This is a genomic window from Bradyrhizobium frederickii (genome assembly GCF_004570865.1).
GTDB lineage: Bacteria > Pseudomonadota > Alphaproteobacteria > Rhizobiales > Xanthobacteraceae > Bradyrhizobium > Bradyrhizobium frederickii.
Genome location: NZ_SPQS01000007.1, coordinates 137,984 through 161,737 on the forward strand (window position 1 = coordinate 137,984; position 23,754 = coordinate 161,737).

At 64.8% G+C, this 23,754-nt stretch carries 22 protein-coding genes; 6 read left to right on the forward strand and 16 right to left on the reverse strand.

The window, feature by feature from the left end; genetic code table 11:
* Positions 1-38 precede the first annotated feature (38 nt).
* From E4K64_RS14225 to E4K64_RS14285, 13 genes are all read right to left on the reverse strand, one after another.
* Positions 39-917, reverse strand: a complete 879-nt coding sequence (locus E4K64_RS14225; protein WP_167767376.1) for an SMP-30/gluconolactonase/LRE family protein — start codon at positions 915-917, stop codon at positions 39-41.
* Entirely contained in the window at positions 917-1,993 is a 1,077-nt protein-coding gene (locus E4K64_RS14230; RefSeq protein WP_135164082.1) for an aldose epimerase family protein, read from the reverse strand. Before E4K64_RS14230 ends, E4K64_RS14225 begins: the two co-directional genes overlap by 1 nt.
* Positions 1,994-1,995: 2 nt before the next feature.
* The gene (locus E4K64_RS14235; protein WP_135164083.1) at positions 1,996-2,922 is read right to left on the reverse strand and encodes a Gfo/Idh/MocA family protein; all 927 of its coding nucleotides are present in this window, start codon (positions 2,920-2,922) and stop codon (positions 1,996-1,998) included.
* Positions 2,919-3,695 (reverse strand): FadR/GntR family transcriptional regulator, encoded by a 777-nt coding sequence (locus E4K64_RS14240; protein WP_135164084.1) that lies wholly within the window; start codon positions 3,693-3,695, stop codon positions 2,919-2,921. The genes E4K64_RS14235 and E4K64_RS14240 overlap by 4 nt, the downstream gene beginning before the upstream one ends.
* Positions 3,692-4,672: a galactofuranose ABC transporter, permease protein YjfF gene (gene yjfF / locus E4K64_RS14245; RefSeq protein WP_135164085.1), complete on the reverse strand. Its 981-nt coding sequence runs from the start codon at positions 4,670-4,672 to the stop codon at positions 3,692-3,694. The genes E4K64_RS14240 and yjfF overlap by 4 nt, the downstream gene beginning before the upstream one ends.
* Positions 4,669-5,661, reverse strand: a complete 993-nt coding sequence (locus E4K64_RS14250) for an ABC transporter permease (RefSeq protein WP_135164086.1) — start codon at positions 5,659-5,661, stop codon at positions 4,669-4,671. The genes yjfF and E4K64_RS14250 overlap by 4 nt, the downstream gene beginning before the upstream one ends.
* Entirely contained in the window at positions 5,658-7,202 is a 1,545-nt protein-coding gene (locus E4K64_RS14255) for a sugar ABC transporter ATP-binding protein (protein ID WP_167771999.1), read from the reverse strand. Before E4K64_RS14255 ends, E4K64_RS14250 begins: the two co-directional genes overlap by 4 nt.
* A gap of 114 nt (positions 7,203-7,316) precedes the next feature.
* Positions 7,317-8,282, reverse strand: coding sequence for a galactofuranose ABC transporter, galactofuranose-binding protein YtfQ (gene ytfQ, locus E4K64_RS14260; RefSeq protein ID WP_126256032.1), 966 nt, complete (start codon positions 8,280-8,282; stop codon positions 7,317-7,319).
* 373 nt (positions 8,283-8,655) lie between these two features.
* Positions 8,656-9,828 carry a fumarylacetoacetate hydrolase family protein gene (locus E4K64_RS14265; RefSeq protein ID WP_135164088.1) on the reverse strand — a complete coding sequence of 391 codons (1,173 nt, stop codon included), beginning with the start codon at positions 9,826-9,828 and terminating at the stop codon, positions 8,656-8,658.
* A 111-nt stretch (positions 9,829-9,939) separates the two neighbouring features.
* Entirely contained in the window at positions 9,940-10,917 is a 978-nt protein-coding gene (locus tag E4K64_RS14270; protein WP_167767348.1) for a HEAT repeat domain-containing protein, read from the reverse strand.
* A 2-nt stretch (positions 10,918-10,919) separates the two neighbouring features.
* On the reverse strand, positions 10,920-11,153 hold the full coding sequence (locus E4K64_RS14275; RefSeq protein ID WP_007593252.1) for a 4Fe-4S dicluster domain-containing protein: 234 nt from the start codon (positions 11,151-11,153) through the stop codon (positions 10,920-10,922).
* A 31-nt stretch (positions 11,154-11,184) separates the two neighbouring features.
* A complete protein-coding gene (locus tag E4K64_RS14280; protein ID WP_135164090.1) occupies positions 11,185-12,927 on the reverse strand; it encodes a fumarate reductase/succinate dehydrogenase flavoprotein subunit in 1,743 nt (580 codons plus the stop codon).
* A 101-nt stretch (positions 12,928-13,028) separates the two neighbouring features.
* Positions 13,029-13,802: a ferredoxin--NADP reductase gene (locus E4K64_RS14285; RefSeq protein ID WP_135164091.1), complete on the reverse strand. Its 774-nt coding sequence runs from the start codon at positions 13,800-13,802 to the stop codon at positions 13,029-13,031.
* A gap of 194 nt (positions 13,803-13,996) precedes the next feature.
* Here E4K64_RS14285 and E4K64_RS14290 point away from each other — a divergent pair, with 194 nt between their 5' ends.
* From E4K64_RS14290 to E4K64_RS14310, 5 genes are all read left to right on the forward strand, one after another.
* On the forward strand, positions 13,997-14,302 hold the full coding sequence (locus E4K64_RS14290; RefSeq protein WP_126256037.1) for a gamma-butyrobetaine hydroxylase-like domain-containing protein: 306 nt from the start codon (positions 13,997-13,999) through the stop codon (positions 14,300-14,302).
* A 183-nt stretch (positions 14,303-14,485) separates the two neighbouring features.
* Positions 14,486-15,259, forward strand: coding sequence for a Crp/Fnr family transcriptional regulator (locus E4K64_RS14295; RefSeq protein WP_209311962.1), 774 nt, complete (start codon positions 14,486-14,488; stop codon positions 15,257-15,259).
* A 181-nt stretch (positions 15,260-15,440) separates the two neighbouring features.
* Complete coding sequence (locus E4K64_RS14300; protein ID WP_167772000.1) at positions 15,441-16,862, forward strand: ABC transporter substrate-binding protein; 1,422 nt, start codon at positions 15,441-15,443, stop codon at positions 16,860-16,862.
* On the forward strand, positions 16,859-17,770 hold the full coding sequence (locus E4K64_RS14305) for an ABC transporter permease (RefSeq protein WP_135164094.1): 912 nt from the start codon (positions 16,859-16,861) through the stop codon (positions 17,768-17,770). Before E4K64_RS14300 ends, E4K64_RS14305 begins: the two co-directional genes overlap by 4 nt.
* Positions 17,767-18,639, forward strand: coding sequence for an ABC transporter ATP-binding protein (locus E4K64_RS14310; protein WP_167772001.1), 873 nt, complete (start codon positions 17,767-17,769; stop codon positions 18,637-18,639). Before E4K64_RS14305 ends, E4K64_RS14310 begins: the two co-directional genes overlap by 4 nt.
* 138 nt (positions 18,640-18,777) lie before the next feature.
* Here E4K64_RS14310 and E4K64_RS14315 read toward each other — a convergent pair whose 3' ends face one another.
* A complete protein-coding gene (locus E4K64_RS14315; RefSeq protein WP_135164096.1) occupies positions 18,778-19,836 on the reverse strand; it encodes a YeiH family protein in 1,059 nt (352 codons plus the stop codon).
* Between the two features lie 130 nt (positions 19,837-19,966).
* The gene (locus E4K64_RS14320) at positions 19,967-20,185 is read right to left on the reverse strand and encodes a hypothetical protein (protein ID WP_135164097.1); all 219 of its coding nucleotides are present in this window, start codon (positions 20,183-20,185) and stop codon (positions 19,967-19,969) included.
* Positions 20,186-20,432: 247 nt separating this feature from the next.
* On the opposite strand from E4K64_RS14320, the gene E4K64_RS14325 reads away from it, so the two are divergent.
* Positions 20,433-22,352: a flavin-containing monooxygenase gene (locus E4K64_RS14325; RefSeq protein ID WP_135164098.1), complete on the forward strand. Its 1,920-nt coding sequence runs from the start codon at positions 20,433-20,435 to the stop codon at positions 22,350-22,352.
* A gap of 164 nt (positions 22,353-22,516) precedes the next feature.
* Here E4K64_RS14325 and ald read toward each other — a convergent pair whose 3' ends face one another.
* The gene (ald, locus tag E4K64_RS14330) at positions 22,517-23,632 is read right to left on the reverse strand and encodes an alanine dehydrogenase (RefSeq protein ID WP_135164099.1); all 1,116 of its coding nucleotides are present in this window, start codon (positions 23,630-23,632) and stop codon (positions 22,517-22,519) included.
* Positions 23,633-23,754 lie beyond the last annotated feature (122 nt).

Below are 23,754 nucleotides of genomic sequence, written 5' to 3' on the forward strand. Positions count from 1 at the left end.
TGTCGTCGAGAACGTGGTCGTGGGCTCTTTCTTGTCTCCTATGCGAGCTTGACGTCGGGCTCCGCGCGACCGCGCGCGGAGGCCTCCAATAGAAAAGTGTAACCGGCTTGCGGATCGGCGGCGCGGGCGGCCGTGTCCATATCCTGCCAGGCGGAAGTGACGAGGAGACGCGACAGGCCGGGGCCGACGAAGGCCGGGCAACTCGCCTGCCGGGCCGGCACGCTGAGCGAGCGCAGGCGTTCACCTTGCGGAGAATAGACGTCAATCCGGCTCGCGCCCCAGCAGGCGTTCCAGATCTGCCCGTCGGCGTCGCATACCGAGCCGTCGAGACCGCCAATGCCGGTATGGCGCAGCAGCACCTCCGGCTCGCCGCGCGGCAGGCCGGTCGCGGGATTGAGCGGCACGGCATAGAGCACGGCGCGCGGAGTGTCGGTGAAATAGCCGGTTGCGCCATCCGGCGAGAAGCAGATCGAATTGGGGATGCTGATGCCGGGAAACAGCGTCGAGATCTTGCCGCGATGGAGCGCGTAGATCGCCCCAGCCTTCGGCTCGGCCTTCTTGCCCATGGTGCCGATCCAGAACGTGCCGGACTGGTGCACACGGCAATCATTGGAGCGCGTGACGGGATTGTCCGCCTCGAGCGCGAGGAACAGCGTCATGGCGCCATCGGCGAGCTTGCGGATGTAAAGCCCGTCCTCAGCGACGATCAACTGCCGTTCGGCATCGATGCGCCCGAGCGCGCTCGCCATCCGGCCGAGCGCATGGACGCGGATGCTGCCACGGCCAAGTTGCGCCTCGAACAGCCGTCCCTCGCGGATGTCGAACCACCAGGCGGTATCGGTGGTCACGTCATAGGTCGGGCCCTCGCCGAGATGACAAGGATCGTCCGAGAGAACGGAGGTGGGCACCTGCTCCATCATGACGTCCTCACTGCAAAGCGATAGACCGTGTGATGGCGATAGACCTGGCCGGGATCGAGGCGCGGACTCGGAAAATCCGGCCGGTTCGGCGCATCAGGCCAAATGTGCGGCTCCAGGCACATGGCATCCGACTGCCGGATGAGCTTGCCGCCCTTCCCCAAAACCGTGCCGTCCAGATAATTGCCGGAATAGACCTGAAGGCCGGGCTGGTCGGTGAACAGCTCCATGATCCGCCCCGAGCGTGGCGCCTCCAGCCTTGCGGCGAGCGCGAGCTTGCCGTCGCGGCCGAGGCAATAGGTGTGGTCGTAGCCCCTGCCGCTCTGCAATTGCTGGTCGCCCTGCCGGATGCGCTCGCCGACCGGCCGAGGCTCGCGGAAATCGAACGGCGAGCCGGCAACGCGACGCGGCGCCTCCGGCAAAGGAATCGCGGTGGGATCAATGGCGAGGAAATGCTCGGCGGCGACCGTCAAGCGGTGGTCGAGGATGGAGGTGCCTGACGTTGCGCCTTCGAGATTGAAGAAGCTGTGGTTGGTCAGGTTGACGATGGTCGGCCGGTCGGTGCGCGCTTCCATGGAAAGCGACAGCTCGGACGGGCCGGTGACGCGATAGGTCAGGCGAACATCGAGCTGGCCGGGATAATTCTCGTCCCCATGCGGGCTGACATAGGTCAGCGTCACTGCGGGCGCGGCGCCCTCGTCGAGCTCCACGATTTCCCAGAGCTTGCGGTCGAATCCATCGAGACCGCCATGCAGCGCATTCGGCCCGTTGTTGACGGCAAGCTGCACCGTCTCGCCATCAAGCGAAAACTGTCCCTTGGCGATACGGTTGGCGTAGCGGCCGACGGTGGCGCCGAAGAACTTTCGTTCCGAAAGATAGCCGGTGAACGCGTCATGGCCGAGCACGACGTCGTCATGGCCGCCCTTCGCATCCGGCGCGATCAGCGCCTGAAGCACCGCACCATGGGTGATGATTCGCGCTTCGAATCCGCCTGCCCCGCGCAGCACAATGCGCTCGACATCGCGGCCGTCCGGCAGTCTTCCGAAGACGTCTTTTTCGATTGTTGAGCCAGCCATGTCTAATCCACGAACGGTTCGACAATTGTGCGCTTGCCGAGCAGGAAGGCGTCGGCGACGAGACGTAGCGGTGTCAGATCGACGTCGCTTGCGCCGGTCGCCGCGAGCTCGACGAAGCGCCGGTAGAGCCCGCGATATTCCTCATCGGGGGCTTCGGCAAGAACCTTGTCGTCAATGGCCATGCGCGCACCCCCGCTGGACAAGGTCATCCGGCCGCGATCAGTATCGACGACGATATCCCAGCTTTGCGGCCCGGTCTGGCGAAAGTCGAACTCGGCGGTCACAGGCAGGCCGCCAATGTCGGTCAGGGTCAGGTTCGCAGCGATCGGCGCCTGGCAGTTGGCGGGAAAGGCAAGCTCGGCCGCGGTGACGAACACCGGCTTGGGCAGGATTTTGGTCAGGATCGACAACGCGTTGATGCCGGGATCGAACACGCCAAGACCACCTGGTTCCCAGATCCAGCTCTGACCGGGATGCCAGACGCGGACATCCTCCTTCCAGCTGATGTGCACGGATTTGATGCGTCGCTCGGCGAGCCATTGTCGCGCGGGCTCGACCGCCGGCGCATGGCGCGAATGCCAGGTCGCAAACAGCGTTCGCTTTGCCTCCGCCGCCAATTCGATCAGCGGATCGAGCTCAGCGACGCCTGTGCCCGGCGGCTTCTCCAGCATGACATGCTTGCCGGCAGCGAGCGCCGCGGCCGCCTGCGCGCGCCTCACCTGCGGCGGCGTGCAGAGCGACACGGCATCGATCGGCGGGCCTTTCTCCAGCAGTTCCTCGATGGTGGCGAAGTGGGGCAGCCCCGGCAGCGAGGCATTGCGGCTGGCAATCGCCGACAGCGTCGCGCCCGGCACCGCGGCAATTGCGCCGACGTGCTGGTCACGCGCGATCTTGCCGAAGCCGACGATGGCGATGCGAAGTTCCGTCACGATCCCTCTCCAGATTCGGCCGATGGCACCGTCTCGGCCGTTGCGGTCTCGATGACCGTATCTTCATGGCGGTGCATGCCGTTGTGAATGACGAAGACCATCGCCTCCGAGGCGGCCTCGGGATCGCCCGCAGCGATCGCATCGACGATGTTCTGGTGCCAGAGCAGCACCGTGTCGCGGTCCTCCGGCTCGACCGGGGCGCTGAGCAGGAACGACGTCCTCAGCGCCGCTTCGATGACATGGCCGATCGAGCGCATGAACAGATTGCCGGAGGCGCGCGCCACCCCGACGTGAAGCGCGAGGTCGGCATCGGCAAAACCGACCGAGTCGGACGCTTCGTGTCGCATCCGCTCCATGCTGTGCCGGAGCTCGGCAAGATCCTGCTCGGACCGCCGCGTGGCCGCCAGCATCGCCGCGCGCGGCTCGACCGCAAGTCGGATCTCGGCGAGATCGTTCAGGAAACGCTTGTCGATGCCGGCGTCCAGATGCCAGGCCAGCACGTCGGCGTCGAACATGTTCCAGGCGCCGCGCTCGCGCACGACGGTGCCGACGCGCGCCTTGGTGGTGAGCAGCCCCTTGGCGACGAGGGTCTTCACGCTCTCGCGCAGCACCGGCCGCGACACGCCGAACATCGCGATCATCTCGGCGTCGCCCGGCAGGCGCGTCCCCTCCGCGTAACGTCCGGCGATGATGTCGATGCCGATCGAGCGGGCGACCTCCGCATGGTTGGAGTGGGCCCGCCGCGTCGGGATGATGACGATGCGCGAGGTCATGTGGCGGCTCCTGCGCTCTTCGTCGCCGGCCGGCGCGCGAGCGCGACCAGCCCCTGCTGCAAGGCGATGAAGGCGAACAGCAGGATTCCGGTCGCGATCTTGGTCCACCAGCTTGACAGCGTGCCGTCGAAATTGATGTAGGTCTGGATCAGGCCCTGGATCAGCACGCCGAGGAAGGTGCCGATCACCGAGCCCTGCCCGCCCGTGAGCAGGGTGCCGCCGATCACGACGGCGGCGATGGTGTCGAGCTCGACGCCGACGGCGGAGAGCGAATAGCCGGCGCTGGTGTAGAAGGAGAAGACGATGCCGGCGATGCCCGCCAGCAGGCTCGACAGCATGTAGATCTTCACCGTCATCTTGCCGACGGCAACGCCCATCAGGCTTGCGGTCGCCCGGCTGCCGCCGAGCGCATAGACGTTGGCGCCGAACCGGGTGAGATGCAGCAGCAGGGCGCCGCCGATCACGATCGCGAGCATGATGATCGCAATCGTCGTCAATCGCCCCCCGCCCGGCATCCGCAGTGCGAAATCGGACACGGTGGAATAGACCGGCGCCGTGATCGGCACCGATTCAGTGGAGAGCAGGAAGCTCGCGCCGCGCGCCAGGAACATGCCGGCAAGCGTCACGATGAACGGTGGCAAATCGAAGACGTGGATCACCGCGCCCATCGCCGCACCGAAGGCCGCCGAGAGCACGAGAATGGCGACGAAGGCGACCAGCGGCGGCATGCCCCAGCGCTCGATCGCGAGTGCGACGAACACGGTGCTGAAGCCGATGACCGAGCCGACCGACAGATCGATGCCGCCGGAGATGATAACGAAGGTCATGCCGGTCGCGACGATGCCGAGGAAAGCGTTGTCGGTGAGAAGATTGCCGACGACGCGGGTCGAGGCGATGTTGGGAAACTGCACCGCGCAGGCCGCGAAGCCTGCGACCAGCACGATCGCCGTAATGAGGGCGGGCGGCAAGCCTCTCATGCTTTCGTCCTCCGCAGCCCCGTCACCAAACCGGCAATGCCGGACAGCTTCGGCGATTGCACCAGCAGCACCGCGAGCACCACCACCGCCTTGACCAGCAGGTTGAACTCCGGCGGATAGCCGGACAGCAAAATGCCGGTGTTCATGGTCTGGATGATCAGCGCGCCGAGCACGGCCAGCACGAGGCTGAAACGGCCGCCGAACAGTGAGGTGCCGCCGATCACCACGGCCAGGATCGCATCGAGCTCGAGCCAAAGGCCGGCATTGTTGGCGTCCGCTCCCATGATGTCGGCGGCCGCGATCACGCCCGCGAGGGCGGCGCAGACGCCGCACCACACATAGACCGACAGGATCATCGCACGGGTGCCGACGCCGGCAAGCTCGCTCGCGCGCGCATTTCCGCCGGTCGCCTCGATCAGAAGACCGAGCGCCGAGCCGCGCACCACCGCGCCGGTGAGGATCAGCATGCCCAGGGCGATCACGACCGGGACCGGCAGGCCGAGCACCGAGCCATTCCCGAGCCAGACCAGGTCTGGCGAACTGAAGGTCACGATGCGCCCTTCGGTGATGAGCTGGGCGATGCCGCGCCCTGCCACCATCAGGATCAGCGTCGCCACGATCGGCTGCATGCCCAGCACGGCGACGAGAAATCCGTTCCACAATCCGCAGACGAGCCCGGCACCAAGGGCAGCCGAGAGCACCACGGGCAGGCCATGTGTGTCGGCAAGGCTCGCCGCGATTGCGCCCGAGATCGCCATCACCGCGCCGACCGACAGATCGATGCCGCGCGTTGCGATCACCAGCACCATGCCCAGCGAGAGCAGCGCCACCGGCGTGCCGCGGTTGAGCACGTCGACCAGGCTACCGAAGAGCCGGCCGTCCTGGAGGCGCAGGTCGAAGAATTGCGGCGACACCGCGCGGTCGACCGCGAGGATGACGATCAGCGCCAGGATCTGGGCAAGGCCGCGGCGCGGCAGCAGCGCTGTCATGCGTGGGCCTCATGCGCAACCGCAGCGCCGTCGGCGGCGATCGCTGCGAGAATGTTGCCGACGTCGATCGCCTCGCCCGCGAGCTCCTCGACATGGGCGCGGTCGCGCAACACGACGACGCGGTCCGAATAGGTCACGATCTCGTCGAGCTCGGAGGAGATCACGAGCAGCGACAAGCCGTCGTCGCAGAGCTCGCGGATCAGGCGGATGATCTCGGCATGCGCCCCGACGTCGATGCCGCGGGTCGGCTCGTCCAGCACGAGGAGCCGCGGCGAGGTCGCAAGCCAGCGCGCCAGCAGCACCTTCTGCTGATTGCCCCCGGACAACAGGCCGACGGGACGTTCGGGATCGGCCGGACGGATGTCGAGCATCTTGACGTAGCGGCGCGCGATCTCGTCCTGATCGCGGCGCGACAGCGGTCGATGCAGGCCGCGCTTGGCCTGAAGCGCGAGCACGATGTTCTCACGCACGGTGAGCTCGGCGACGATGCCGTCGGTCTTGCGCTCCTCCGGGCAATAGCCGAAGCCATGACGAACGCCGTCGCGGGGCGACTGCAGCCGGACCGGAGCGCCCTCCACCCTCGCCTGCCCGCGATCGGCGCGCTCGGCGCCGAACACGAGCCGCGCCGTCTCGGTGCGGCCCGAGCCGAGCAGGCCGGCGAGGCCGACGACCTCGCCGTGGCGCAGCTCGAGATTGAACGGCGCGACATAACCGACCTTGCCGTAACCCTCGAAGCTCGCGCAGACATCGCGCGCTTGATGTTCACTCGCCGTCGCCCGTTCGCTGGTGGTCTCCGCCAACTCGCGGCCGAGCATCATCCGGATCAGCTCCAGCCGCGGCAGCGAGGCGGTCTCGCGCTCGCCGACCAGGCGGCCATTGCGCAAGACGGTGATGCGGTCGGAGATCTCGTAGACCTGGTCCAGGAAATGGCTGACGAAGACGATGCCGATGCCGCGCTTCGCCAGTTGCCGCATGATGCCGAACAGGATCTCGACCTCGTGACGGTCGAGGCTCGCGGTCGGCTCGTCCAGAATCAGCACCCGCGCGGAGAGATCCACCGCGCGGGCGATCGCGGTGACGTGCTGCACGGCCACCGAATAGCTGCCGAGCGGTGCGGCGACGTCGATGTCGAGCCCGAAATCCGCAAGCAGCGCCTTGGCGCGACGCCGCATCTCGCCTTCGCGCACGATGCCCAAGCGCATCGGCTGGCGATCGAGGAACAGGTTCTGCGCCACGGAGAGGTTCGGCAGCAAATTGACTTCCTGGTAGACGGTGGCGATGCCCGCTGCCACCGCAGCCTTGGCCGAGCGCGGCGCAATGTCTTCACCACCGATCCGGACCACGCCGGCATCGCGCGGGAACACGCCGGTGACGACCTTGATCAGCGTCGACTTGCCGGCACCGTTCTCACCGAGCAGCGCATGGATTTCGCCGGCGCCCAGCGTGAAGTCGACCTCCTGCAGCGCGCGCACGGCGCCGAAGCTCTTGCTGATCCCGCGCACCTCCAGGAGAGGCGGAGCAGAATCGGGGCTGTTCTCCATGGCGACGTCACTCCCACCGGCGCCCGCCGACCTTGCGGACACCCAGCCTATTCGTTCGCGCAGCGGTTGCGAAGAGGGTGCCGGACCGCAAGGCGCGGTCCGGCGAAGCCCGCTTCAGTAACCCAGACCCTTCTTGCTGTCGTAGATCTTCTGCGGATCATCGGCGGCTGTATAGAGCTTGGATTCGGTCTGGATCCACTTCGGCGGAACCGTGCCCTTGTCCTTGAAGGCCGCGACGACATCGAGCGCCGGCCCCGCCATGTTCGGCGTCAGCTCGACCGTGGCGTTGGCTTCGCCGGCGACCATCGCCTTGAAGATGTCGGGCACCGCGTCGATCGAGACGGTGAGGATGTCCTTGCCGGGCTTGAGGCCGGCCTCTTTCATCGCCTGGATCGCGCCGACCATCATGTCGTCGTTGTGCGCATAGACCGCGCAGATCGACTTGCCGCCACCTTCGGCCTTGATGAAGCTCTCCATCACCTCCTTGCCCTTGGCGCGGGTGAAGTCGCCGGTCTGGCTGCGCACCACCTTCAGGTTCGCGTGCTTGGCGATGGCGGTATCGAACCCCTTCTTGCGGTTGGTCGCGACACTGGCACCGACGGTGCCTTGCAATTCGACGATGTTGCAGGGCTTGCTGCCGACGGTCTTGGCGAGCCAGTCGCCGGCCACTTCGCCTTCATGCACGCTGTCCGAGGTGACGGCGGTGAGATAGAGCTCCTTGCCGGAGGGATCGATGTCGCGGTCGAGCAGCACGACCGGGATCTTGGCCTCCTTGGCTTCCTTCAGCACCGAATCCCACCCGGTCGAGACGACCGGCGCGAGGAAGATCGCATCGACGTTCTGCGCGATGAAGGAGCGGATCGCCTTGATCTGGTTCTCCTGCTTCTGCTGCGCGTCGGCGATCTTGAGATTGACCTGGCGCTTGGCGGCCTCCTGCTTGGAAACCGAAGTCTCGGCTGCGCGCCAGCCGGATTCCGATCCGATCTGCGAGAAACCGATGGTGAGCTGGCCGGCATTGGCGGGCAACGCGAGCAGCAGCGCGGCGGTGGCGCTGGCCGCAAAGAGGGCTTTGAGGATCATCAGGCGTGTCTCCCAAGATGTTATCCGGGGCGCCAATTGGTAGCATGGCACCCGCAGGCCGTCCCTTTGAGGCGGCGGAAGGCACTATTTCACGGAAAACCGGTTCCGACTAGTCATATTATTTGACTATTTGGCGCAAAGCACTGCGGAGGACAGCGCACGGCTCCTATGACACGCCAAGCGCGATTTTGTTCCAGCGATGCAACTAGAAGATGAACGCAGTCGTGTGGGGTGGTGGGACCACCGCTGTCATGGCCGGGCTTGTCCCGGCCATCCACGTCTTGCCGCGCGGCACGAAGAACGTGAATGCCCGGGACGAGCCCGGGCATGACGACTTCCGCAAATTCGCTGGGCGAGCTGGGACTCGAGCGAGCTAGATCACCTTCCGCTGCGCCAGGTTCTTCATCAGCGCGCCGATGCCGAAGGTCCAGGGCTCGCACTCGTCGCTGGTGCGCATGCGGTTGACGAGCTTGCCGAGCTGGGGCGCGGCGATCGTGACGATGTCGTCGCGCTTGTGGGTGAAGCCCTGCCCCGGCGCATCGCGATCCTTCACGGGCGCGAACATCGTGCCGAGGAACAGCACGAAGCCGTCGGGGTATTGATGGATCTTGCCGATGGTCTGCGCGACGAGGTCGGTCGGGTCGCGGCTGATCTTGCTGATCGAGGAATGGCCATCGAGAACAAAGCCGTCCGTGCCCTTCACGTTCAGGCTGATGTCGAGCTTGCGCGCATCGTCGAGCGTGAAGGTGTCGTCGAACAGGCGCAGCAACGGGCCGATCGAACAGGAGGCGTTGTTGTCCTTGGCCTTCGACAGCAGCAGCGCCGAGCGGCCCTCGAAGTCGCGCAGATTGACATCGTTGCCGAGTGCACCGCCGACGATCTTGCCGCGGCTGGAGACGAACAGCACGAGCTCAGGCTCGGGATTGTTCCAGGTCGATTTCGGGTGCAGGCCCGCATCCATGCCGGTGCCGACGGAGGACATGGTCGGAGCCTTGGTGAAGACCTCGGCATCGGGGCCGATGCCGACTTCGAGATACTGGCTCCAGGCGTTCTGGTCGATCAGCACCTGCTTCAGGTGCATGGCCTGATCGGAGCCAGGCTTGAGCTTCGACAGATCGTCGCCGATCAGCCGCGTCACCTCCTTGCGGATCGCCTCGGCCGATGCCGGATTGCCCTTGGCGCGCTCCTCGATCACACGCTCCAGCATCGAGATGGCGAAGGTGACGCCGGCCGCCTTCAGGGTCTGCAGATCGACCGGCGCGAGCAACCAAGGCTTCTTCGGATCACGCCCGTCGGGCGCCGTGTTGGCCACGATGGCGTCGAGATCGCCGATGCGCTCGCCCTTCGTTGAACTGAGCGCCTTGGCCGGATCGTCTTCCTCACACAGTGCGCTGACGGTCGGAAATCTAGCCGTGACGTCGAACATGCCATCACCGCGCACCGCGACGACGGCCGGACCGCTCACCTGCGGCAGCCAGACGCGGCCAACCAGCGTCCCTTTCGTTCCATCCTCGGGGAGAAGATCCTTCACCGTCAATGTCGTCATGGCCGCGCCCTCGCTGTTTCTAAGGACCAGCTGCATTTGCAGCCGCCGATCCCATTGGCGAAGACCAATAAACGTCTGGCGGGGGAAGTCCAGAGCGGCCGCGAAGAGCCGCTATGTCCCTGCCCGCGCCTTTCGCGCCGCGATCTGCTGCAGCGCCCAACGCGCATTCTTGCGGACATCGGGATCGGGATCGTCAGCGATCACGGCGAGGAACGCCTCACCGTCGGGATGGGCGATCTCGCCGAGCGCGGCGGCCGCTTCCTTGCGCAGGTTGGCCTGGTCGTGGTTGACGCAGTTGCCGATCGGCCGCACCGCACGTTCGATCTTCATCCTCCCGAGACTGCGGATCGCTTTCAGCCGCACCTGCCAGAACTCGTCCGCGAGGCAAGCGACGAGCTGTTCAGCCGCGATCGTGCCATTGACGTTGAGACCCAGCGTCTCCGCGGCCATCTCACGCACCATCCAGTCCGAATCCTTCAGCGCACGGGTGATGGTCTCGGCCGCCGGCTTCATCTGCGAGAACGCCAGCGCGCTCACGGCGGCACGGCGGACATGGGCGTCAGGATCGTTGATCAGCGCGGTCAGCGCGGGGATGGATTCCTCCAGCTTGAGGAAGCCGATCACGCCGATCGCCTGCACGCGCACGGCGGCGTCAGTGTCCTGAAGCGCTTCCAGCGCCGGCTTCAGCGTGTCCTTGCAGCGCAATTCCTTGAGCGCACGCAGCGCGCCCATGCGGACGAAGGCGTGGGCGTGCCGGACCAGGGGCAGGATCACGTCCGCGCAGGCAGGATCCTTGAACTCGGCCATGCTGTCGGCCGCGGCCGCCGCGACGATCCTTTCAGGGTCGACCAGCAGCTTGACCAGCGCGCTTGCGGCCTCGGGTCCGTCGAACTCGCCGAGCGCCATCGCCACTTGCTGGCGCACGCCGGCGTCGGGATCGGCCACCATGTTGGCGAGATGCGCGACGGCTGCGGGATCGCCGGAATGGCCGAGCGCGATGATCGCGACACGGCGCTCGGCGGGATCGGCCGCCTGGAGGCGCTCGTCGGCGTCCTCCAAATCGTCGTAGGATTCGAACGGGCTCGACATGATCACCTCAACAAATAGGGAATGTTGACGGTGACGGCGCCGGTCGGGCAATCGGCCTCGCATGGCATGCAATACCAGCACTCGTCATAGGCCATGTAGGCCTTGTTGGTCATGTCGCTGATGCGCAAGACGTCGAGCGGGCAGACGTCGACGCAGACTGTGCAGCCCTTGTCGGCAATGCATTTGGCGTCGTCGACGACCACCGGAACCGATGTCTGATAGGACGCGAGAGGCATTTGATGTCTCCTGTTGCTTATGCGCGGTGGATCAGGCGGAGGCGCGGATGCGCTGCTTGTCGTAGAGATCCTTCTCGTCGTCGGCGATCGGCACGACATAGGGCTCGACCGCGCGCTTCGCGCTGGTCATCTTGCCGTCCTGCTTGCTCAGAAGGGTGTGGCAGAACCAGTTCTCGTTGTCCTTTTCCGGAAAGTCGGTGCGCCAGTGATAGAGGCCCCAGCGGCTTTCCTCGCGGTAGAGCGAGGCGTGCGCGGCCATGTCGGCGCAGTCCATGATCGACTGCACTTCGAGCGCGCGGAGCAGCTCGTGCGCGTTGCGCGCGATCATGCGCTCTTGCATATCCTCCCGCGCCTCGGCGAGGCGGCGCATGCCGAGCTCGTATTTGCGCGTGACTTTCGGCGGCTGGAGATAATCATTGACCAGACGACGGGTCTTGTATTCGACCTGGTTGGGCGGAATGCCGTCCTCGCGCTTCGTCGGCGTCATCACGCGGTCGCGCTCCATCGCGACATCGGCCGCGTCGAACTCAGCAAAATCATGGCTGTCGGCGAACTCCATCGCGTCGATGCCCGCGACCGAGCCGTTGGTGAAAGCGCCGAGCATGTAATTGTGCGGCACGCTCGCCATGTCGCCGGCGGCGTAGAGACCGGGCACGGTGGTGCGCGCATTGTCGTCGACGAACACGCCGGAGGCACTATGGCCCGAGCAGAAGCCGATCTCGGAAATGTGCATCTCGATCGACTCGCTGCGGTAGTCGACGCCCCGTCCTTGCTGGAACAGCCCGCGCGTCGGCCGCTCCACCTTGTGCAGCGTGGATTCGATCTCCGAGATGGTGTCCGGATGCAGATGCTTGAGCTGGAGGAACACCGGGCCCTTGCCGGACAAGAGCTCGTTGTAGAACTCCAGCATCATCTGGCCCGACCAGTAGTCGCATTCGATGAAGCGCGACCCCTCGTTATTCGCCGTATACGCGCCGAAGGGACCGGCGACATAGGCGCAGGCCGGGCCGTTATAGTCCTTGATCAGCGGATTGATCTGGAAGCATTCGAGGTTCGCGAGCGCGGCGCCGGCATGATAGGCCATGGCGTAGCCGTCGCCGGAATTGGCGGCGTTCTCATAAGTGCCGAACATGTAGCCCGAGGTCGGCAGGCCGAGGCGGCCGGCGGCGCCCATGCAGAGGATCACGGCCTTGGCCTTGATCACCAGCATCTCGGCGGTACGGGTGTTGACGCTCACCGCGCCGGCGATGCGGCCGTCCGACGATTTCAGCAGCCGCGTCGCCATGTAACGGTTGGAGATCAGGATGCGGGCCCGGCGGAGCTGGCGATAGAGCGCCTTTTTCACGGTCTCGCCGTTCGGCATCGGCAGCACATAGGTGCCGATGTGGTGCACCTTCTTGACGGCATAGTCGCCGTTCTCGTTCTTGAGGAATCGGATGCCGAAACTGTCGAGCTCCTCGATGATCTTGTAGCAGTTCTGGGCGTATTTATAGACCGCCTTCTGGTCGACGATGCCGTCATTGGCGATGGTGATTTCCTTGGTGTACTGTTCCGGCGTCGCATAGCCGGGGATGACGGCGTTGTTCAGCCCGTCCATGCCCATCGAGATCGCGCCGGAGCGCTTGACGTTGGCCTTTTCGAGCAGGACGACGTTGGCCTTCGGGTTCTTCAGCTTCGCCTTCAGCGCCGCCATCGGGCCGGCCGTGCCGCCGCCGATCACCAGCACATCGCAGGAAACCTCCGAAAGTCCGTCGACGATCTGATCTAGTGCCATCACTTGCTCCTGGTTCGCCGATCCCGGCGCCTTTGCATCAGAGTTGTTCAGGGGGCGTCGCGGCGATAGCAATTAGTTGTCGCCGGAGCGCGATTTGCCCCTCAGCGCTCGACAAAGGCCTTCTCGATCACGAAATGGCCGGGCCGGCTGTGATTGCCCTCGACGAAGCCGCGCGCCGAGAACATCGCGTGAAGCTCTTCCAGCATCGCGGGGCTACCGCACAGCATGATGCGGTCGGTCTCGATATCGAGGCCCGATAGCCCGACGTCCTCGAACAGCTGGTTCGAGGCGATCAGATCGGTGATGCGGCCGCGGTTCCGGAACGGCTCGCGGGTCACGGTCGGGTAGTAGACCAGCTTGTCGCGGATCAGCGGTCCGAAGAATTCGTGGTCGCGCAGGCTTTCGACGACATTTTCGCCATAGGCCAGCTCGGAGACCTGGCGGCAACCATGGGCGAGCACGATCGTCTGGTAATTCTCGTAGACGTCGGGGTCCTTGATCAGGCTGGCGAAGGGCGCAAGGCCCGTGCCGGTCGAGAGCAGCAGCAGGCGCTTTCCCGGAATGAGATTGCCTGTGATCAGCGTGCCCGTCGCCTTGCGGCCGATCAGGATGGTGTCGCCTTCCCTGATCTTCTGCAGGCGCGAGGTCAGCGGGCCGTCCTGCACCTTGATCGAGAAGAATTCGAGCGCCTCCTCGTGGTTGGCGCTGGCCATGCTGTAGGCGCGCGTGAGGGGCTTGCCCTCGACCTCGAGCCCGATCATCGCGAACTGGCCGTTCTGGAAACGGAAGCCGGGATCGCGCGTCGCGGTGAAGCTGAACAGGGAATCGGTCCAGTGCCGAACCGACAGAACCGTTTCCTTCTGAAAGGCGCTCATGATCTCTCCTTCTCGATGACGCCAAGGTCAGGGCAAGAGAAGAGTCCGGCAATTCGGAAGTGGGTTTCTCGGTCGATTAGTTTCCCATTTCGCGGGGCGATCATCGAACTGAGTTCGGTGGTCGTGCCCTCGCCGGCAATTAGTTGCTATTCGTGCACGCCCGCGCCGACATAGATAGAAGTCGGAGGTTCGTCATGACCATGACCGCATTGGTGGCGCCGACCGTGGCCGACTATGAAGCCAGCGCCGATCTCGCCGCGCTTCTCGTCCGCACCACGCAGGACGATGCGCTGAGCGTCTCTGCCGAAACACTTCGCCTCTCCTGCAAATGCGCCCACTGCACCCGCGCCCGCTTCGACGGCCGCTTCCCGGCAACGTTTCCAGGAATTGCGATCACCGAGATCGGCGATCTCGGCTACGGGCTGAACATCTCGTTCTCGGACGGGCATAACAGGGGAATCTACCCGAAGCCGTATCTGCTGAGCCTGGCGGGGCGTTGACCAATGTCGTCATTCCGGGGCGCCCGGAGGGCGAGCCCGGAATCCATAACCCCCGCTCGTGGTTATGGATTCCGGGTCTGCGAGCCTTGCGCGCATCCCGGAATGACGCCGGAGGTTGGCGCTTTCGATCTGGCACGGACATTGCTCCTCTTTAGAGCGATTTGAACGTTCCGGAGGCAGGTGATGTTGCAGGCGGCGAATGCGGTTCGCGGGGCCGTTCCCCCGGCAGTCCGGCCCGCGGGCAGCTCCTCGCTGCTGCTCACCGAGAACCAGCAATGGATCGGCGGACCGCCGCCGCTGATGGACAAGCTGTCGCCGCGCGAGCGGGAGCTGGTGCTGAAACAGGGCCGGCGAAAAGTGCTGAACCGCGGCCAGACCCTGTTCAACCAGGGCGGCAAGCATGACGGCATCTGGCTGATCGAGAGCGGCCGCATCCGCGTGTTCTACACCTCGCCGCAGGGGCGCGAGATTACGCTCGCCTATTGGCATGTTGGCAATTTCGTCGGCGGCCCCGAAGTGTTCGAAGGCACCGTGCACCAATGGTCGGGCGTCGCCTCGAGCAATTGCAGCGTCGTGCACCTGCCCGGCAAGGAACTGCGGTCCCTTGCCGCCGAGATCCCGAACCTTGCCATCGGCCTGATCGAGGGCCTGACCTTCAAGGGCAAATGCTATTCGGCCCTGGCGCAGATGCTGGGGACGCGCTCGATCACCCAGCGCCTTGCGCATCTGCTCTTGCATCTCGTCGAGCTCTACGGCGTCGACGACGCCGACGGTACCGTGATCGCCGCGGCTTTCACCCACGCCGACATTGCCCACATGGTCGGCGCCACCAGGCAGTGGGTCACCATCAGCCTGAAGCGCATGCAGGAAAAGGGAATCGTGCAGACCAAGCGGTCGCAGATCGTGGTCTGCCGGACCGACGTGCTGGAGGAGATGCGCGGTCACGCATCCGACTAGACGAATTTGCGACCAAGGCCGGTGCACAGGCAAGCGGCTTTATAGTGCAGGACTGCCCAAGGAGTATGCAATCACCTTTTCCCGGCAACTAATCGACTGCGGTCACCATTCCGGATTTGCCCTACCCCCGCCCTCACCCAATCATGGCAACCACAGCACATCCAACCGAATGAGGATGAGAATGGTCCGCCATCTTTCCACGCTCTCGATCGCGATGTCGGTGACGTCGCTGGCGCTACTGGTCACGCAGCCGGCCTCGGCGGAAACCGTCACGCTCGGTATCGGAACGCAGGACACCACGACCAATACGGTGACTGCCGGCGTCGTCATCCGCCAGCTCCATCTTCTGGAAAAATATCTGCCCAAGGACGGGAAATACGCCAACATCAAGTTCGAGCTGGAGTGGCAGAACTTCACCTCCGGTCCGCCCGTCACCAATGCCATGATGGCGAACAAGCTGCAGATCGGCATGATGGGCGACTATCCCCTGATCGTGAACGGCTTCACCTTCGAGAGCAACCCGGAGAGCAAGAGCCGGCTGATGGGCATCGCCGCCTACAGCCTGTCCGGCTCCGGCAATGGCATGGTGGTCCACAAGGATTCGCCCTACTACGACCTCGCCGATCTCAAGGGCAAGCTGGTCAGCGTTCCCTTCGGCTCCGCCGCGCACGGCATGGTGCTGAAGGCGATGCAGGATCGCGGCTACGCATCGGACTTCTTCCAGCTCGTCAGCCAGAGCCCCGAGGTCGGCTCGACCAATCTCCAGGAGAAGAAGATCGACGCGCATGCCGACTTCGTCCCTTTCGCCGAGCTGCTGCCGTTCCGCGGCTTCGCGCGAAAGATCTTCGACGGCGTCGAGACGAACTTGCCGACCTTCCACGGCATCGTGGTCCGCACCGACTTCGCGGAAAAATATCCGGAGGTCGTCGTCGCTTATTTCAAGGCGCTGATCGCCGCCAATCAGTGGTTGCGCGACGATCCCAAGCTGGCCGCCGAAAAAATCCAGGAATGGACCGGCATCAACAAGGAGGTCGTCTACATCTTCCTGGGGCCGAGCGGCAACATGACCACCGATCCCACGATCAAGCCGGCGCTGATCGATGCGGCCACGACCGACGTCAAGGTGCTGCAGAATCTCGGCCGCATGAAGGAGTTCGATCCCAAGAAATGGGTCGACGACAGCTACATCCGAAAGGCCTATGCCGAGATGAAGCTCGACTACGACGCACAGCTAGCCAGAACGAACAATTACGAGATCTCCGGCGAAGATGCCTTCTGCAAGAAGCAGATCGCCGATCCGCGCAAGGCCGGCGAGGTCTGGGTGGATGATGCGGGCATCATGCCCTTCTCGTCCGCCGCCTGCACCCTCGGGGCTTACGCCGACTACAAGGCCAAGGGCAAGAAGATCAACGTCGCCTATGTCTTCGACACGACGCGCGGCATCAAGCTGTTCGCCGACCAAGCCTTCTTCGCGGTCGGCAATGGCGAGGTCGCCCCGTTCCTTCTCAAGAAGGACGCCGAAGCCTACGCCGCCAAGGTCAGCGGCAAGGTGCTCGGCTTCGACGACGCGGTGAAGGCCGCCGTCGGCGGAGGCAAGACGTGAGCAGTCCCGCCCTCCTCAGACATCCCGAGGACAGCATGCCGGCAACAGCCGTCGCAGAGGCGGGACCTGCGCCCGCCGTTATCGCCCAGCCTACGACGCCGCCTTCCTTCGGCACACTCGCGCTGCGCTGGTACCGACTCAATCGGGCCGGGCTGCGCGCGACCGCGATCGGCGTGATTTCGTTGCTCGCCTTCCTGCTGGTCTGGCACCTGCTCACGACCTATCGCGTCGTATTCTTCGTGCGCTTCACCAACGTGCCCTCGCCGCTTGCGGTCTATGCAAGCTTCACCAAGGCGATCCACGATCCCAAATTCCTGATGCACATCGTGCTGAGCTGCCGGCGCATCTTCATCGGCTTCTCGCTCGCCGCCATCGTCGGCGTCCCGCTCGGACTGATCATGGGCCGTTTCAAGCTGGTGCACGAGATCATCTTCCCGGTCGCGGAAGTGCTGCGGCCGATCCCGGCGATCGCCTGGGTGCCGATGGCGATCATGCTGTGGCCGACCAACGAGCAGAGCATCGTCTTCATCACCTTCCTCGGCTCGTTCTTCCCGATCCTGGTCAACACCCTGCACGGCATGTCGCTGGTCGATCCCGTGCTGGTGCGCGCCGCGCAATGTCTCGGCGCGCGCGAGCGATCGATCTTCCGCGAGGTGTATTTCCCGGCCTCGCTGCCGCACATCTTCACCGGCCTCACGGTCGGCATGGGCGTCGCATGGGTGTCGCTGATCGCCGCCGAGATGATCTCGGGTCAGTACGGCATCGGCTACTTCACCTGGGAGGCCTATTCGCTGGTCCAGTACGCCGACATCGCGCTCGGCATGATCGCGATCGGCGTGCTCGGGCTCGGATCGAGCGTCCTGATCAGAGGCGCCGGACGATTGGTGATGCCGTGGAGGTCGACATGAGCGAGACGATCGCGAGCACGCCAAAGGGCCATATCGAGGTCAAGAACTTCTCCCTCGCCTACGAGACCATCGAGGGAGCGGTGCAGGCCGTCACGGACACGCAGATCCACGTGAAGCCCGGCGAGTTCGTCTCGATCGTCGGCCCCTCCGGCTGCGGGAAGTCGACGCTGCTCAACGCAGTCGCCGGCTTCCTGAAGCCGACCACCGGCATCGTCACCGTTGACGGCGAGCGCGTGAACGGTCCCAGCGCCGAGCGCGGCATGGTGTTCCAGCAATATTCGCTGTTTCCCTGGAAGACGGTGCGTGAGAACGTCGAGTTCGGCCTGAAGATGCGCGGCATGCCGCGCTCGCAACGCGAGCGCGCGGCACGTACGCTGCTCGGCCTTGCCGGACTTGAAGCCTTCGAGAAGCACTATCCCGAAAAACTCTCCGGCGGCATGAAGCAGCGCGTCGGCATCGTCCGCGCGCTGGCGACGGGGCCGAAGGTGCTGCTGCTGGACGAGCCGTTCGGTGCACTCGACGCGCAGACCCGCGTCATCATGCAGCAGATCCTCACCAACATGTGGCAGCGGCTCAAGATCTCGGTGCTGTTCGTCACCCACGATATCGACGAGGCGATCTTCCTGTCCGATCGCGTCTACTGCATGACCGCGCGCCCCGGCTCGATCAAGGCGGAAATCCCGATCCCGCTGGAGCGGCCGCGGCAGCAATCGATGATGATGTCGTCGGAGTTCTTGGCGCTACGCCGCGGGCTGATGTCGCTGATCCGCGAGGAAAGCCTGAAGGCGATGGGCGGCGAGATCAACGACATGGGCATGCAGGGGCTGAGCATCGAGCTGCATGGGCACTCGCTGGCGGATGTGATCTGACCTGACCATCCCGTTCGCGGCGATGACGGTCTCGTAGGGTGGGCAAAGCGAAGCGTGCCCACCACCTGTCGCCATACTGGAGAGATCGTGGGCACGGCGCTTCACGCCTTTGCCCACCCTACGGCAGGTTTGCCCTGATCACTTGAACCAATGCACCAGCGCGATGCTGATGCCGAGCAGCAGCATCAGCGACAGCGTCACGGCTGCGGTCACCCGTCCCCCGACATTGGCAAGCACGCGGACGTCGACGCCGAGCCCGAGCGCGGCCATCGACACCACGGTGAGAAAGCTCGTGATCTTCGTCACCGGGCCGACCACCGTGGGCGGAACGATCTCGAGGGAGCGCAGGGTCGCGAGCGCGAGGAAGCCGAGGATGAACCAGGGCACCAGGCGGAAGAAGCCGACATTGGCCTTCTTGGCGCCGCTCTGCCAGCGCGAGGCGACCAGCGACAGGCCGACGACCACCGGTCCGAGCATCAGGACGCGCATCAGTTTCACGAGCGTGCCGATCTGCGTCGAGACGAGGCCGGCCGGGACCGTCGCGGCCAGCACTTGCGGCACCGCATAGACGGTGAGGCCTGCGAGGATGCCGTATTGCGTGGCGGACAATTGCAGCAACGGGATCAACAGCGGCAGGCCGAGCACCATCATCACGCCGAGGATGGCGGTGAAGGAGATCGATGATGCGATCTCGTCATTGCTGGCGCCGATGATCGGCGCCACCGCCGCGATCGCGGAATTGCCGCAGATCGAGTTGCCGCAGGCGATCAGGATCGACAGCCGCGTCGACAGGCCGAGCAGCCGGCTGAGGCCGAAGGAGGCGCAGAGCGCGACCACGACGACCGCGGCGATCGAGGCCAGCAGCGCGACGCCGGAGGCAGCGATGGCGGCGAAGCTGATGGAGGCGCCCAGCAGCATCACCGCGACTTCAAGCAGCTGTTTGGCGCTGAAGGCGATGCCGGCCTGCCAGCGCGGCGCAGGCTTCCAGAAGCTGCGAAGCGCCATGCCGAGCAGAATCGCCATCACCAGCGCTTCGACATAGGGATGCTCGAAAACGCCCAATTCCGCCCGCTCCAGCAGGGCCGAAACACCAGCGACGGCAACGCAGAGGAGGATACCCGGAATCAGCGCCGCGATGCGGCTTGCGGCGCTGGCCGGCTTGGCACCGGCCGGGCTGGATGCTTGATTCTGCGACACAAATCTCTCCCCGAGGAGAAATATTTATACGCAGCGTCAGCTCGATGGGGAATAAGTTTTCGACATATCAGGGCCGAGGGAAGTTCTGTCCTCAGACCGGAATATTCGACCGTCGGAAGATCAGGCAGCCTTAGAAGATCAGATTCTTGGCGAGCGCGGCGACCCGGCTGAAGCCGTCATAGATGCCCGGCTCGAAGAAGGCCGCGCGCGCCAGCACGATGCCGGCCACCAGCGACCAGAACAGACCAGTGCCAACCCGCAGCAGCATCTTTGACGCACGCGACCGCGGCTGGGTGTCCGTCGCGGACACCAACTGCTCGCCGAAGGGCTCAAATCCGGTGCGTTCCATAGCTGCCGATCCATCAATTCCTGGTGGAAATGTCGTCGTTTCGGCCCCAAACGGCAATGGAAGCGATTGGCTTTTTTGCCTTCCGGTGGGGAAACTCCTTCCTTGCAGCCGAGTCGCAGCGATAGTTTTCTTCTCCGGGCCTATCTGGACACCGGAGTTCCAGCGACAGGGTCAGATAGCGCCGGCGAATCTCTCGTTGCCCTTCGGCTCATAGATCCGGCAGTCCGTCCGGAGACCAGGACACGCCATGAACATCGCCCCTCCGCACAGGCTCGACCTTGCCTCGACCATCGCAGAAGGCGACATTCGGTGCCTGCTAATGGTGCTGGTGCACATGACCGGCGACGAGAAATGGCTCGCGCCGCCGTACCTGCCGAGGCGCGATATCCGCCTCATCCCCGATCCCGAGGCCGGCGTGCCCCGGGACATCCAGGACGAGATCCGCGCCGCGGTGGTCGAGCTGTTCGCCAATGGCACGCCCGAGCCCGTCATCGCCGATCCCGGCGAGGAGCTGCTGCTGAGGATGATGCGCGTCTGTCTCGGCGAGAACGTCGCGCCGGAATACGCGCCCCTGATGCGCGAGGAGATGGGCTTTGTCTCACGTGAGGCGCGCTGGACCAAGCCACCGCCGGACGACAAGCTCGCCGGCCAGCATGTGCTGATTGTGGGCGCCGGCGTCTGCGCCATTGCGCTTGGCGTCGCACTCGGTCATCTCGGCATCCCCTATACCATCGTCGAGAAGAACGCCGAGCTTGGCGGCACCTGGTGGATCAACCGCTATCCCGGCTGCGGCGTCGACACGCCGAACCATTCCTATTCCTATTCGTTCGGCTCAGGCAATGCGTGGACCCGCTACTTCTGCCAGCGCGAGGAGTTGCTTGGCTATCTCCAGAAGGTCGCGGACGAACACGGCATCCGCAAGCATCTGCGCGTCAGCACCGAGCTGACCTCGTCGCGCTGGGATGAAAGCCGGCGGCGCTGGATCTCGACGCTGAGAACCAAGGACGGCGAACAGACCTTCGAATCCACCGCGCTGGTCAGCGCGATCGGCCAGCTCAACGATCCCTCCCGCGCCCGCTTCAAAGGCGAGGAGGACTTCAAGGGAACGATCCTGCATTCGGCGCTGTGGTCAAACGATATCAACGTCGATCGCAAGCATGTCGCCGTGATCGGCACCGGTGCAACCTCGATGCAGCTGGTGCCGTCGATCGCGGGCCGCGTCGCCTCGGTCACGGTCTATCAGCGCAGCGCGCAATGGGCGCGGCCGGTGAAGGGCTATGCCGATCCGATCAGCGCGGGCGCGCGCTGGCTGCTGGCGCATCTGCCGTTCTATGTGCAGTGGTATCGCTTCAACATGTTCTGGCGCTACGGCGACGGTCTCTTGCCTTTCCTGCGCAAGGATCCGGCCTGGCCGCATCCCGAGCGCGCCGTCAACAAAGGCAACGACCGGCACCGCCAGGAGCTGACGGACTTCATCTTGTCGGAGCTACAGGGCCGGCCGGACCTGATCGAGAAATGCGTGCCGACCTATCCGCCCTACGGCAAGCGCATCCTGCTTGACAACAATTGGTTCAAGACCTTGCGGCGGGACAATGTCGAGCTGGTCACGGATGCGATCGACCGTTTCGACGAGACGGGCATCGTCACCGCAGACGGCAAGCACCGTCCCGCCGACATCATCGTGGTGGCGACCGGTTTCAAGGTGACGGAAATGGCGGCCCGTCTCAACATCAGCGGTCGCGACGGCAAGGATTTGCGGCAGGCCTGGGCCAACGACAATCCGACTGCGTTTCTCGGCCTCACCGTGCCCGGCTTTCCGAACTTCTTCTGCATGCTCGGCCCCAACTCCGGCCCGGCCCATGGCGGCAGCGTCATCTTCCAGTCGGAATGCCAGAGCCGCTACATCGCGGCGTGCCTGGTCGACATGATCGAGCAAGACGTCACGGCGATCGACGTCCGCCAGGACGTGCTCGACGACTATGTCCGCAAGGTCGACGCCGAGCACGAGGCGATGATCTGGACCCATCCGGGCATGAGCACCTATTACCGCAATGCGAGCGGCCGCGTGTTCTCGGCGATGCCATGGCGGTTCGTCGATTATTGGCGCATGACGCACGATCCGGATCTGCGGCAGTACAGGCTGACGAAGGCGTCAGTGTTGGGGTGATATGAAGCCCCAGCACCGCTGCAACCTCTCCCGCTTGCGGGTCGGCGCGAAACGCCGGGAGAGGGCTTTCTCCTCTAGGGGACTTCCTCGGCATCGCGGCGACAATCCCACTGCGGAGACACCCTCTCCCCTACCCTCTCCCGCAAGCGGGAGAGGGCACGCAGCTACGCCGCCAACCCGCTCTCCACAGGACCAAAGTCCAGCCCGAGGCTTTCCGCCACCGCCTTGTTGGTGATGCGACCCCGATGCACATTGAGTCCGTTGCGCAAATGCGGGTTTTCCAGCACCGCCGCAAAACCCTTGTTCGCCAGCATCAGGCCGAACGGCAACGTCGCGTTGTTCAGGGCTTGGCTCGACGTCACCGGCACCGCGCCTGGCATGTTGGCGACGCAATAGTGCACGACGCCGTCCACCTCATAGGTCGGATCGGTATGGGTGGTCGGATGCGAAGTCTCGAAGCAGCCACCCTGGTCGATCGCGACGTCGACCAGGACGGCGCCCGGCCGCATCGATTTCAGCATCGCGCGCGTGACCAGCTTCGGCGCGCTGGCGCCCGGCACCAGCACCGCGCCGATCACGACGTCGGCGGCAAACACCTCCTCCTCGACCGACTCGATGGTCGAGAAGCGGGTGCGCAGACGTCCGGCAAAGAGATCGTCGAGTTCGCGCAGGCGCGGGATCGAGCGGTCGATCACGGTGACCTCGGCTCCGAGACCCGCGGCCATGCGGGCCGCCTGGGTGCCAACCACGCCGCCGCCGAGCACGACGACGCGCGCCGGCTGCACGCCGGGCACGCCACCCAGCAGCAGGCCGCGGCCGCCGGCCGATCGCTTGAGCGCGGCGCCGGCGGCCTCGATGGCGAGGCGGCCGGCGACTTCGCTCATCGGCGCGAGCAGCGGGAGGTTACCGCGCGCGTCCGTGACGGTTTCATAGGCGATCGCGGTGCAGCTGGAGGCAAGCAGGCCCTTGGCCTGTTCCGGATCCGGCGCAAGATGAAGATAAGTAAATAGAAGCTGGCCTTCCCGGAGCTGGGCCCACTCGCTCTTCTGCGGCTCCTTCACCTTCACGATCATGTCGGACCTGGCAAAGATGTCGTGGGCGCTGTCGGCGATAGTGGCCCCTGCCCGCCGATACACATCGTCGGATGCGCCGATGCCGGCGCCGGCGCCGGTCTCGACCGCAACCTGATGACCGGCCGCGACATATTCACGGACGGCGCCCGGGGTGAGCCCGACGCGATATTCCTGCACCTTGATCTCCTTGGGAACGCCGACGCGCATCTTGAGCTCCTGTGCCAATGCATTGATTCCGCGCTTCATCGTAGCGACGGGGCCGGTTTGGTTTCGTGCAAATATCCGCTAGTTTGAACGGGCTCGCGCCGGTTTCCGGCGCCGAAATGCTC

Coding starts and splice junctions, on each gene's coding strand:
- E4K64_RS14285 (WP_135164091.1), bottom strand. CDS start 13,802: ATGAGCGCCTTTCAGAAGGAAACGGTTCTGTCGGTTCGGCACTGGACC.
- E4K64_RS14280 (WP_135164090.1), bottom strand. CDS start 12,927: ATGGCACTAGATCAGATCGTCGACGGACTTTCGGAGGTTTCCTGCGAT.
- yjfF (WP_135164085.1), bottom strand. CDS start 4,672: ATGAGAGGCTTGCCGCCCGCCCTCATTACGGCGATCGTGCTGGTCGCA.
- E4K64_RS14275 (WP_007593252.1), bottom strand. CDS start 11,153: ATGCCTCTCGCGTCCTATCAGACATCGGTTCCGGTGGTCGTCGACGAC.
- E4K64_RS14300 (WP_167772000.1), top strand. CDS start 15,441: ATGGTCCGCCATCTTTCCACGCTCTCGATCGCGATGTCGGTGACGTCG.
- E4K64_RS14230 (WP_135164082.1), bottom strand. CDS start 1,993: ATGGCTGGCTCAACAATCGAAAAAGACGTCTTCGGAAGACTGCCGGAC.
- ald (WP_135164099.1), bottom strand. CDS start 23,632: ATGCGCGTCGGCGTTCCCAAGGAGATCAAGGTGCAGGAATATCGCGTC.
- E4K64_RS14325 (WP_135164098.1), top strand. CDS start 20,433: ATGAACATCGCCCCTCCGCACAGGCTCGACCTTGCCTCGACCATCGCA.
- E4K64_RS14320 (WP_135164097.1), bottom strand. CDS start 20,185: ATGGAACGCACCGGATTTGAGCCCTTCGGCGAGCAGTTGGTGTCCGCG.
- E4K64_RS14310 (WP_167772001.1), top strand. CDS start 17,767: ATGAGCGAGACGATCGCGAGCACGCCAAAGGGCCATATCGAGGTCAAG.
- E4K64_RS14225 (WP_167767376.1), bottom strand. CDS start 917: ATGGAGCAGGTGCCCACCTCCGTTCTCTCGGACGATCCTTGTCATCTC.
- E4K64_RS14295 (WP_209311962.1), top strand. CDS start 14,486: ATGTTGCAGGCGGCGAATGCGGTTCGCGGGGCCGTTCCCCCGGCAGTC.
- E4K64_RS14240 (WP_135164084.1), bottom strand. CDS start 3,695: ATGACCTCGCGCATCGTCATCATCCCGACGCGGCGGGCCCACTCCAAC.
- E4K64_RS14270 (WP_167767348.1), bottom strand. CDS start 10,917: ATGTCGAGCCCGTTCGAATCCTACGACGATTTGGAGGACGCCGACGAG.
- ytfQ (WP_126256032.1), bottom strand. CDS start 8,282: ATGATCCTCAAAGCCCTCTTTGCGGCCAGCGCCACCGCCGCGCTGCTG.
- E4K64_RS14250 (WP_135164086.1), bottom strand. CDS start 5,661: ATGACAGCGCTGCTGCCGCGCCGCGGCCTTGCCCAGATCCTGGCGCTG.
- E4K64_RS14290 (WP_126256037.1), top strand. CDS start 13,997: ATGACCATGACCGCATTGGTGGCGCCGACCGTGGCCGACTATGAAGCC.
- E4K64_RS14255 (WP_167771999.1), bottom strand. CDS start 7,202: ATGGAGAACAGCCCCGATTCTGCTCCGCCTCTCCTGGAGGTGCGCGGG.
- E4K64_RS14265 (WP_135164088.1), bottom strand. CDS start 9,828: ATGACGACATTGACGGTGAAGGATCTTCTCCCCGAGGATGGAACGAAA.